The sequence below is a fragment of the Curtobacterium sp. UCD-KPL2560 genome (genome assembly GCF_001705035.1).
Classification (GTDB): Bacteria; Actinomycetota; Actinomycetes; order Actinomycetales; family Microbacteriaceae; genus Curtobacterium.
This window is the reverse complement of the sequence record NZ_MCIG01000092.1, coordinates 1-10,251: the sequence shown is the minus strand read 5'-3', so window position 1 is coordinate 10,251 and position 10,251 is coordinate 1. Positions and strand designations below refer to the sequence as shown.

Here is a 10,251-nt window from a genome sequence, read left to right as displayed (position 1 = left end):
GTGCCGGCTGGCACCGCGCCTCCCGTCCGTCAGGGGGTCCCGCTGGTCAGGCGGGGCGGGTCATGCTGAGCACGTCGAGGGCGCGGTCGAGCTGTTCCTCGGTGACCTCGCCGCGTTCGACGTGCCCCAGGGCGACGACGGCCTCGCGGACGGTGACGCCCTCGGCGACGGCGTACTTCGCGACCTTGGCGGCGGCCTCGTAGCCGATGGCGCGGTTCAGCGGCGTCACGATCGAGGGCGAGGACTCGGCGAAGGCGCGCGCCCGCTCGAGGTTCGCCTGCAGGCCGTCGATCGTCTTGTCCGCGAGCACCCGCGAGCTGTTCGCGAGCAGGCGGATCGACTCGAGGAGCGCGGTGCCCATCACCGGGATCGCGACGTTGAGCTCGAACGAGCCGGAGGCCCCGGCCCACGCGATCGTCGCGTCGTTGCCGACCACCCGGGCCGCGACCATGAGGGTCGCCTCGGGGATCACCGGGTTGACCTTGCCGGGCATGATCGACGAGCCCGGCTGCAGGTCCGGGATGTGCAGCTCGCCCAGGCCGGTGTTCGGGCCGGAGCCCATCCAGCGCAGGTCGTTGTTGATCTTCGTCAGGCTGACCGCGATCACCCGGAGGGCGCCGGACGCCTCGACGAGGGCGTCGCGCGCGCCCTGCGCCTCGAAGTGGTCCACCGCCTCGGTGATCGGCAGGCCGGTGTCCTCGGCGAGCTGCGCGATGACCTGCTGCGGGAAGCCCTTCGGCGTGTTGATGCCGGTACCGACCGCGGTGCCGCCGAGCGGGACCTCGGCGACGCGGGGCAGCGTGGCCTGCACGCGCTCGATGCCGAGTCGGACCTGGCGGGCGTAGCCGCCGAACTCCTGACCGAGCGTGACGGGCGTGGCGTCCATCAGGTGCGTGCGGCCGGACTTCACCGCGTCGGCCCAGAGCGTGGCCTTCGCCTCGAGGGACTCCGCGAGGTGCTCGAGCGCGGGCACGAGGGTGCGGATGAGCGCCTCGGTCACGGCGACGTGCACCGAGGTCGGGAAGACGTCGTTCGACGACTGCGAGGCGTTGACGTGGTCGTTCGGGTGCACGTCCGACCCGGCGATCCGGGTGGCGAGCGTCGCGAGGACCTCGTTCATGTTCATGTTCGACGAGGTGCCGCTGCCGGTCTGGTAGACGTCGACCGGGAACTGGTCGTGGTGGTCCCCGCCGATGACCGCGTCGGCGGCCTGGGCGACGGCCTCGGCGATCGGGGCGTCGAGGATGCCGAGCTGCCCGTTCACGATCGCCGCGGCACGCTTGATCCGGGCGAGGGCGACGATCTGCGCCGGCTCGAGCCCGGCGCCCGAGATCGGGAAGTTCTCGACGGCGCGCTGCGTCTGTGCGCGGTACAGGGCGTCCACGGGGACCCGGACCTCGCCCATCGTGTCGTGCTCGATGCGGTACCCGTCGGTGGCGGGGGAGCCGGTGGTGTCGGTCGCAGTGGTGTCGGTCACGTCGTCGTGGTCCTTCCTGGGGTGCGCTGCCGGGGCGGGTTGCCCTGGCGGTGGGTCGCCCCGGAGGTCGTCCGGGACGCTCGTCGCGGTGGGGGACCGGCCTGGCGGGCCGGTCGGCCTCGTGTCAGGCCTGGCCCACCACGGTGTCGAAGGAGACCTCGCCCGTGGTGAGGTCGTAGGTCGCCCCGACGACCGCCAACCTACCGTCTGCGATCGCGTCGGAGACGACGCCGGACCGCTCGATCACCTGGCGGAGCGTGGCCTCGAGGTGGGCGGCGCCGACGACCTCCTGCGGCACGTCGGGGTCGGTGGCCCGGACGCGCTCGACGCTCGGGGCGATGGCGTCCACCAGTGCCTGCAGGTGCGGGGCCTGCACGGGCTCACCGGACCGGGCGGCGGCGACCGCACCGCAGCGGGTGTGGCGCAGCACGACGACGAGCGGGGTGCCGAGCGCGACGACCGCGAACTCGATCGAGCCGAGGACGACGTCGTCGACGATCTGACCGGCGTTGCGGATCGCGAAGACGTCCCCGATGCCGGCGTCGAACACGTGCTCGAACGGCACGCGCGAGTCGGAGCAGCCGAGGACGGTCGCGAACGGTGCCTGCGAGCCGGTGAGCTCGGTGCGGCGGTCCGGGTCGATGCGGCCCGTGCGGCGCTTGTCGGCGGCGAAGCGGGAGTTGCCCTCGACGAGCAGGCGCAGGGCCTCGGACGGGGTGGAGGCGGCGCGGTCGGTCATCAGGTTCCTCGGGCGGTGCGGATCGGGTCGGGGTTCGTCACGGCCCGTGGCGCACGGGGACGGTGCGACCACGGAGCTGCGGTGCTGACGCTACCGGGAGAACTGCTCGGTGACCGCCTTCGCGACGGTCTCGAACGAGTCGTCGTCGGCGGTGCCGCTCAGCACGATCGTGTTGCGGTCGATGGTGGTGACGAGCGAGTACGCGTGGTTCCCGGCGTCCTTGCCCTCGTCGCGGCGGTCGTACACGGTCCACTTCGTGCCCGCGATGGTGCGGACACCCGTGGCCGGCTTCTGGTCGAGCTGGTTCGACACCCACGAGGCGTTCGCGTCGATGCCCTGCTGCAGCCCGATGTACTGGCGGTCCGGGGTCACGAGGCCGACGGTCCAGACCCGCACCTGGTCGGAGGAGCCGTCCTGGAAGTCGGCGCGGTTCGACGAGAAGCCCTTCGGCAGGTCGGGAGCCGCGAGCTCGACCCCGGGGACCTTCGCCTGCGACGCGATCTGCTGGTAGTCGACGGAGCGGTCGACGGTCTGGTCGGGTCGGACCACGACGAGGACCAGGAAGAGCACGATGCCGAGCGACGCGATGAGCGCGAGGACGAGGTTGAACGCCGTCTGGTGCTCGCGGCGGGAGCGGCGGGCGGCGTCCTTGCGCGCCCAGGTCTCCTCGGGGGTCTCGGGGCGGCCGAGCTCGGCGACGATCGGGCGGCCGTCGGGGTCGGTCACCGGGCACCCCCGTCGGCGTCCTGGTCAGTGCCGGCGGCACGGGCGGCGTCGAGCCGGGCACGTGCGCCGACGAGCCACTCCTCGCAGCGGGCGGCGAGGGCCTCGCCGCGCTCCCAGAGGGCCAGCGACCGCTCGAGCGTCGCGGAGCCCTGCTCGAGTTCGCCGACGACGCGCACGAGTTCGTCGCGCGCCGCTTCGTAGCTCAGTGACTGCACGTCGGACGGCGTGGGTTCCTGCTGGGTCGACACTCCTCGATCCTACCGAGCACCCTCCGACGTGCCGTACCGCGCGGTGTCCCCTGTGGAGGACGTAGGGCGGGCCCCGGCCCAGGTCCGGCCTCGCTTCGGGTCTGGTCGCGGAGCCTTCCGGCCCCGCGTCCGCCCCGACCCCGGTCAGGCCCCGGCGCCGTCCGGCCCCGGCCCGTCGGGCTCGAGCGTGCCCGTCGCGGTCCCGGCACCGAGCGTGACGTGCACGGGCGTCGCACCCCGCAGGTCCTCCGAGCCGCGGACGACCCCGCCGTCCGCGGTCTGCACGATGGCGTACCCGCGGCGCAGGGTGTCCCGCGGCGACAGCGCGCGCAGCCGGCCGGTCAGGTGGCCGACCTCGGCGTGCGAGCGCTCCAGCCGACGGTCGAGCAGCTCCCGGGCCCGGGACAGGTCGCGGGCGATCTCCTCGGCCCTGGTGTCGACGAGCCACGCGGTCGACGCGAGCGCCGGACGGGACCGCAGCGAGGCGATCCGGTCGGCCTCGACGGAGAGCACGTGTGACAGCCGCAGGCCGAGCCGGGCGCGGGCCTGGCGGACGTTGGCCAGTTCCTCGGCGACGTCGGGGACGACCCGCTTGGCGGCGTCGGTCGGCGTCGAGGCCCGCAGGTCGGCGACCTCGTCGAGGATCGGCCGGTCGGCCTCGTGGCCGATCGCCGAGACGATCGGGGTGCTCGCCGCGGCGGCGGCCCGCACGAGCCCTTCGTCGCTGAAGCCGAGCAGGTTCTGGAAGTCGCCGCCGCCGCGCGCGACGATGATGACGTCGACCGTCGGGTCGGCGTCGAGCTCGACGATCGCCGCCGTGACCTCGCCGACCGCGCGCTCGCCCTGCACCGCGGTGTGCACCGTGCGGAACTCGACGTGCGGCCACCGGAGCTGCGCGTTCCGCTTGACGTCCTTCTCGGCGTCGGAGTCCTTGCCGGTGATGAGCCCGATGCGGTGCGGCAGGAACGGCAGACGCTTCTTGCGGGCGGGGTCGAACAGCCCCTCGGCCGCCAGCGTGCGACGCAGGCGTTCGAGCCGTTCGAGCAGGTCACCGAGCCCGACGTGCTTCATCTCGACGACCTGCATGGTCAGCGAGCCGCCCTTGACCCAGTAGTTCGGCTTGACCGCGGCGACGACCCGGGCCCCCTGCTTCAGGTCCGCCGGCACCCGGGAGCGCACGCTCGACCAGATGGAGAAGGACACCGTGGCGTCGACCTCGACGTCCTTGAGCTTGCCGTAGACGTTGCCGCCGGCAACGTTCCACTGGGTGATCTCGCCCTCGACCCAGGCGACCCCGAGCCGGTCGATCCAGTCGCGCAGCTTCGCCCCGAGCAGTGCGACGGGCCACGGGTCGTCCGCCGTCGGGGGTCCCTGTTCGATCGCCATGCCCCCAATGCTGCCGCATCCCGGCGACACCGGGCGGCGGGGCCCTCGCCGCGGTCCGGCGACACCGGGCGGCGGGCGGTCCACGGCACCCAGGCCGCGCCCCTGCCCGCCACCTATCATCGAGGGCGTGACGATCACCAACGGCCGCACGGTCCCGCTCGCCCCGCCGCGGGTGCACGCAGCGCGCGGTCGACTGCGGGACGAACCCGTCGCCGGCACCAAGAAGGTGCTGCTCGCCGCTCCCCGCGGCTACTGCGCCGGCGTCGACCGTGCGGTGGTGGCCGTCGAGAAGGCCCTCGAGCAGTACGGCGAGCCCGTCTACGTCCGCAAGCAGATCGTCCACAACGTGCACGTCGTGTCGACGCTCGAGCAGCGCGGAGCCGTCTTCGTCGACGACGTCACCGAGGTCCCGCGCGGCGCCCACGTCGTCTTCAGCGCGCACGGGGTCTCACCCGCCGTCGTCGCCGGTGCCGCCGAGCGCGACCTGCACGCCATCGACGCCACGTGCCCCCTCGTCACGAAGGTCCACCGCGAGGCCACCCGCTTCGCGAAGGCCGAGCGCACGATCGTCCTCATCGGCCACGCCGGACACGAGGAGGTCGAGGGCACGATGGGCCACGCCCCCGAGCAGACGATCCTGGTCAACGGGCCGGAGGACGTCGCCACGCTCGAGGTACCGGACCCCGACAACCTCGTCTGGCTGTCCCAGACCACCCTGAGCGTCGACGAGACGATGGAGACCGTCCGCCGGCTGCGGCAGCGGTTCCCCACGATCGAGGACCCGCCCTCGGACGACATCTGCTACGCGACGCAGAACCGCCAGGTCGCAGTGAAGAAGGTCGCGCCCGCCGCCGACCTCGTGATCGTGGTGGGGTCCGCGAACTCCTCGAACAGCGTCCGGCTCGTCGACGTCGCCCTCGAGTACGGCGCCGCGGCCGCGCACCGCGTCGACTACGCCGAGGAGATCCGTCAGGAGTGGCTCGACGGCGTCGCCACGGTCGGAGTCACGAGCGGCGCGTCGGTGCCCGAGGAGCTGGTCACCGAGGTGCTCGAGCAGCTCGCGGACGCCGGCTACGGCGCCGTCGAGGAGGTCGTCACCGCGCACGAGGACCTCATGTTCTCGCTCCCGAAGGAGCTCCGCACCGACGCGTCGGGCAACCCGACGCGCTCGCTCGGCGGGCGTCGCCGGTGAGCGGCGGGGAGTGGTCGGCGGCTCCGGAACGCGAGCCGGGTCACGTCGACGAGACGGCCCTCGGCCGGGAGGCACGCCCCGCCTCCGCCACGTCGGCCGCCGGTCGCGCGGACGGCCGGGTGCACGGCACGCCGGCACCCGGGTACGGCGAGTACGCGCCCGAGGGCTGGGTGAACCCGGTCCTCGTCGAGCAGGAGCGCCGCGACGAGCGCGAGCGTGCCGCGGCCGCAGGTGCGCAGACGACCGGGTCCTCCGCCTCGACCCGGCGGCCAGGAGCGGGGACCGCTGCTCGGCCCGAGGGACGCGCCGCTGCGACGGAGGGCGCACCGGGCGCGGGCAACCGCTACGGCGCGACGCCGCTCGACTTCGTCGTGACGGTCGGCCTGCTCGCGACGGGACTGTTCTCGACCGTGCAGGCGCTCGCCGTCTCGCAGGTGGCCTCCTCGGTCCGCGAGACCTTCGAGCGGCAGTACACGACCTTCTCGGACTCGGCGGCGCTCTCCACGGCGGCCGTCGTCGGCGCGATCGGCAACGTGGTCGTGTTCGCCCTGGTCGCGTGGTGGTCGGCGCGACGCCTGCGGGCCAGCCGGTGGACCTTCTGGGTGCCCTTGCTCGGCGGGGTCGTCGCGACCGCGATCAGCGTGGCGGCGTTCATCGCCGTGGTGCTGCGGGACCCCCGCTTCCTGCAGGCCGTGCTGCAGCACTCCGGCGGCTGACCCCGACCGGCTCGACGACGCCGAGCCGGCCCGGAACGCTACCCGGCGAGGAAGGCGGCGACCGCGCCGTGCAGCGCCGCGAGGTCGTCGACGTGCACGAGCTCGCGGACCGAGTGCATCGACAGCAGGCCGACGCCGATGTCGATCGTCGGGATGCCGAGCCGCGTCGCCGCGATCGGGCCGATGGTCGAGCCGCCCGGGATCGTGTTCACGTTGACGAACGGCTGCCACGGCACTCCGGCCGTGTCACACGCGGCGGCCCACACGGCCTCGCCCTTCGCCTCGGTCATGTAGCGCTGGTTCGCGCTGATCTTCAGGAGCGGACCACCGCCGGGCCGGGGTCGGTTCGTCGGGTCGTGCTTCTCGGACTGGTTCGGGTGCACGAGGTGCCCGGCGTCGCTCGACAGCAGCCACGAGGCACGGAACGCCCGCGCGGCCTCGGACCGGGTCGCGCCGAGCCCCTCCTGCACGCGGCCGAGCACGTCCTCGAGGAACGGTCCGCCCGCGCCGGACGGCGTCGAGGACCCGATCTCCTCGTGGTCGAACGCGGCGAAGACCGGCACGTGGTCGCCGTCGGCCGGGGCCTCGACGATCCCGCGCAGACCGGCGTGCACGCTCGTCAGGTTGTCCATGCGCCCCGACGCGAGGAACTCGTGCCCGATCCCGATCCGCGCCGGCGCCTGGGTGTCCGCGAGGAACAGGTCCCACGACACGGCGGTCTCGCCGAGCCGGCCGCGCAGCCACCCGAGCACGTCGGTGCCGCCCGTGGTGCCGTCCGTGCCGACGACCGGCAGGACGTGCCGCTGCCGGTCGATCTCCTTGCCGTCGTTCACCCCGCGGTCGAGGTGGATCGCGAGGTTCGGGATCCGGGCGACGGCGTCGGTCGCCACGAGGCGCACCGAGCCGTCGGCGTCGACGACCCGGCCGGCGATGCGCAGGTCGCGGTCGAACCACGTCGACAGCAGTGCGCCGCCGTAGACCTCGACGTTGAGCTGCTCCCAGCCGCCGACCCGCACGGTCGGGTTCGGCTTGATCCGGAAGCCGGGGGAGTCGGTGTGCGCGCCGAGGATGCGGAACGGCGTCGTCGCGGTCGCGGACTCCGGCAGGCGCCAGGCGATCACCGCGCCGTCGCGGACGACGACGTAGGCGCCGGGCTCGGTGGGCCAGGCGTCGAGCTCGGACAGCTCGGTGAACCCCGCGGCGACGAGCTGGTCACGGGCGACCGCCGCCGCGTGGAACGCGGTGGGGGACTCGGTGACGTACTGGGCGAATGCGGAGGCGATGGCGTCGGAGGTCACCCGCCCATCGTGGCACGGGCCATGGGGGTGACCGGACGCGGAACGGGGCGCGTCCGTCGGACGCGCCCCGTTCCTCCCGGCTGGTGTCCGGAGGATCAGCCCTTGGTGTGGCCGGCCGAGCCGAGGACCTTCGCGGCCTCGCCGACGCGCGCCGCCATGGCGGTCTCGGCGACCTTGCCCCAGGCGCGCGGGTCGTACTGCTTCTTGTTGCCGACCTCGCCGTCGACCTTGAGGACGCCCTCGTAGTTGCGGAACATCGAGTCGGCGATCGACCGCGTGAACGCGTACTGCGTGTCCGTGTCGATGTTCATCTTGATGACGCCGTTGCGGACGGCCTCGTGGATCTCGTCGTCGGTCGAGCCGGAACCGCCGTGGAAGACGAGGTCGAGCGGGTTCTCGCCGGTACCGTGCTTCTGCGCGACGGCAGCCTGGATCTCGCCGAGGAGCTCGGGACGGAGCTTGACGTTGCCGGGCTTGTACACGCCGTGCACGTTGCCGAAGGTGAGCGCGGCGATCCAGCGGCCCTGGTCGCCGAGGCCGAGCGCGTCGACGACCTTCTCGACGTCGTTCGGGGTCGTGTAGAGCGCGTCGTTCGTGCCCTCGTGCTGGACGCCGTCCTCCTCGCCGCCCACGACGCCGATCTCGACCTCGAGGATGGCGTTGATGTTGCGGGTCTTCTGGATCATCGTCCGGGCGATCTCGATGTTCTCGTCGAGCGGCACGGCCGAGCCGTCCCACATGTGCGACTGGAAGATCGGGTTGCGGCCCTGGCGGACCTCCTCCTCGCTCGCGGCGATGAGGGGGAGGACGAAGCCGTCGAGGGCGTCCTTCGGGCAGTGGTCGGTGTGCAGGGCGACCGTGATGTCGTAGTTCTTCGCGACCTCGTGGGCGAAGCGCGCCATCGCGAGGGCACCCGCCGCGCGGTTCTTCACGGTGTGGCCGGCGAAGTAGTCGGCACCACCGGTGGTGACCTGGATGATGCCGTCCGAGCCGGCCTCCTGCAGGCCCTGGAGGACCGCGTTGATCGTCTGTGAGGAGGACACGTTCACCGCGGGGTAGGCGAACTTGCCGGCCTTCGCTCGTTCGAGCATCTCGGCGTACTGATCAGGCGTTGCGATGGGCACTGCGATCTCCTTCGACGTGTGGTTCCCGTCCGAGCCTAGTCAGGCGGACTGGAGGCGCGGTGCCCGTTCCGCAGACCGCCTGCGGCGGTCGTGCACATGCGTTCACGACCGCCGCCTGCGCGGCCCCGGGTGGCCACCGGTCGGTAGGCTCTGGTCGTGACTCCCACGACTGAGACCGGCTCCCTGTTCCTCCAGCCCGACCGCAACCTGGCGCTCGAGCTCGTGCGTGCGACGGAGGCCGCTGCGATCCGTGCACAGCCGTGGGTGGGTCGGGGCGAGAAGAACCTCGCCGACGGCGCCGCGGTCGACGCGATGCGCAAGTTCCTCGGCACCGTCAACTTCGACGGCGTCGTCGTCATCGGTGAGGGCGAGAAGGACAACGCCCCGATGCTCTACAACGGCGAGCACGTCGGCAACGGCCACGGCCCGTCCTGCGACATCGCGGTGGACCCGATCGACGGCACCTCGCTGACCGCTGCCGGCCGCCAGAACGCCATCTCGGTGATGGCCGTCTCCGACCGCGGTTCGATGTACGACCCGTCGGCCGTGTTCTACATGGACAAGATCGCCGCGGGCCCCGAGGGTCGTGGTGTCCTCGACCTCGAGAAGCCGATCGGTGAGAACATCCGTGCGCTCGCCAAGGCGAAGCACAAGGACATCGAGGACATGCAGATCGCCGTCCTCGACCGTCCCCGTCACGACGAGCTCATCCGCGCGATCCGTGCGACCGGCGCGGGCACCCGGCTGCTGCTCGACGGCGACGTCGCCGGCGGCATCTCGGCGGCGCTGCCCGGCTCGAAGATCGACATGTGCGTCGGCGTCGGCGGCACGCCCGAGGGCATCATCACCGCGTGCGCGATCAAGGCGCTCGGCGGCGTGATCCTCGGCAAGCTCCAGCCGAAGGACGACGAGGAGCGCGAGCGTGCACTCGCCGCGGGCCACGACCTCGACAAGGTCCTCGACCAGGACGACCTGGTGACGGGCGACAACACGTTCTTCGTCGCGACCGGTGTCACCGACGGCGTCCTCGTCGACGGGGTCCGTCGCTCGCGGGGCGTCATCCACACGGACTCGCTCGTGCTGCGCTCCCGCTCGAACACGATCCGTCGCATCCAGGCGGACCACCGCGCCGAGAAGTGGTTCTGATCCGCTGAGCCGCGGCCGCGCGGCGCGGCGCGCCGCGCCGCCGACCGCCGCTCTGCGCTTCGCACAACCGAAAGCAGCTCGCACCACGTGATCACGTGGTGCGAGCTGCTTTCCGTTGTGCGCGAGCACGTCGCGCCGGGCCCGCGCCCGGCCGGCGCCGCCGACCCGGCCGGGACCGCCCGGCCGGGACCGCCCGGCC

Annotated in this window: 10 protein-coding genes; 3 read left to right on the top strand and 7 right to left on the bottom strand. The window is 72.8% G+C overall.

The genetic code is table 11. The annotated features are described in order from the left end of the window. Positions 1-46: 46 nt before the first annotated feature. The 5 genes from BEP24_RS14765 to xseA form a co-directional block, all read right to left on the bottom strand. Complete coding sequence (locus BEP24_RS14765) at positions 47-1,477, bottom strand: class II fumarate hydratase (RefSeq protein ID WP_083230404.1); 1,431 nt, start codon at positions 1,475-1,477, stop codon at positions 47-49. 124 nt (positions 1,478-1,601) lie between these two features. Next, the gene (locus BEP24_RS14760; protein ID WP_065964691.1) at positions 1,602-2,216 is read right to left on the bottom strand and encodes a carbonic anhydrase; all 615 of its coding nucleotides are present in this window, start codon (positions 2,214-2,216) and stop codon (positions 1,602-1,604) included. Between the two features lie 90 nt (positions 2,217-2,306). Then, positions 2,307-2,942, bottom strand: coding sequence for a DUF4245 domain-containing protein (locus BEP24_RS14755; RefSeq protein WP_065964689.1), 636 nt, complete (start codon positions 2,940-2,942; stop codon positions 2,307-2,309). Beyond that, positions 2,939-3,190, bottom strand: coding sequence for an exodeoxyribonuclease VII small subunit (locus BEP24_RS14750; RefSeq protein WP_065964688.1), 252 nt, complete (start codon positions 3,188-3,190; stop codon positions 2,939-2,941). The genes BEP24_RS14755 and BEP24_RS14750 overlap by 4 nt, the downstream gene beginning before the upstream one ends. A 144-nt stretch (positions 3,191-3,334) precedes the next feature. Then, positions 3,335-4,576: an exodeoxyribonuclease VII large subunit gene (gene xseA / locus BEP24_RS14745; RefSeq protein ID WP_065964687.1), complete on the bottom strand. Its 1,242-nt coding sequence runs from the start codon at positions 4,574-4,576 to the stop codon at positions 3,335-3,337. 133 nt (positions 4,577-4,709) lie between these two features. Here xseA and BEP24_RS14740 point away from each other — a divergent pair, with 133 nt between their 5' ends. Together BEP24_RS14740 and BEP24_RS14735 are read left to right on the top strand one after the other, a co-directional pair. Continuing rightward, on the top strand, positions 4,710-5,768 hold the full coding sequence (locus tag BEP24_RS14740; protein WP_253181719.1) for a 4-hydroxy-3-methylbut-2-enyl diphosphate reductase: 1,059 nt from the start codon (positions 4,710-4,712) through the stop codon (positions 5,766-5,768). After that, positions 5,765-6,484, top strand: coding sequence for a DUF6264 family protein (locus BEP24_RS14735; RefSeq protein ID WP_065964683.1), 720 nt, complete (start codon positions 5,765-5,767; stop codon positions 6,482-6,484). Before BEP24_RS14740 ends, BEP24_RS14735 begins: the two co-directional genes overlap by 4 nt. 38 nt (positions 6,485-6,522) lie before the next feature. Here the strand turns inward: BEP24_RS14735 and BEP24_RS14730 are convergent, their stop codons facing one another. Together BEP24_RS14730 and fbaA are read right to left on the bottom strand one after the other, a co-directional pair. After that, positions 6,523-7,782: a M18 family aminopeptidase gene (locus BEP24_RS14730; RefSeq protein WP_065964682.1), complete on the bottom strand. Its 1,260-nt coding sequence runs from the start codon at positions 7,780-7,782 to the stop codon at positions 6,523-6,525. Positions 7,783-7,877: 95 nt separating this feature from the next. Next, a complete protein-coding gene (fbaA, locus tag BEP24_RS14725; protein WP_065964681.1) occupies positions 7,878-8,906 on the bottom strand; it encodes a class II fructose-bisphosphate aldolase in 1,029 nt (342 codons plus the stop codon). Positions 8,907-9,062: 156 nt separating this feature from the next. Here fbaA and glpX point away from each other — a divergent pair, with 156 nt between their 5' ends. Beyond that, positions 9,063-10,052 carry a class II fructose-bisphosphatase gene (gene glpX / locus BEP24_RS14720; protein ID WP_083230403.1) on the top strand — a complete coding sequence of 330 codons (990 nt, stop codon included), beginning with the start codon at positions 9,063-9,065 and terminating at the stop codon, positions 10,050-10,052. Positions 10,053-10,251 lie beyond the last annotated feature (199 nt).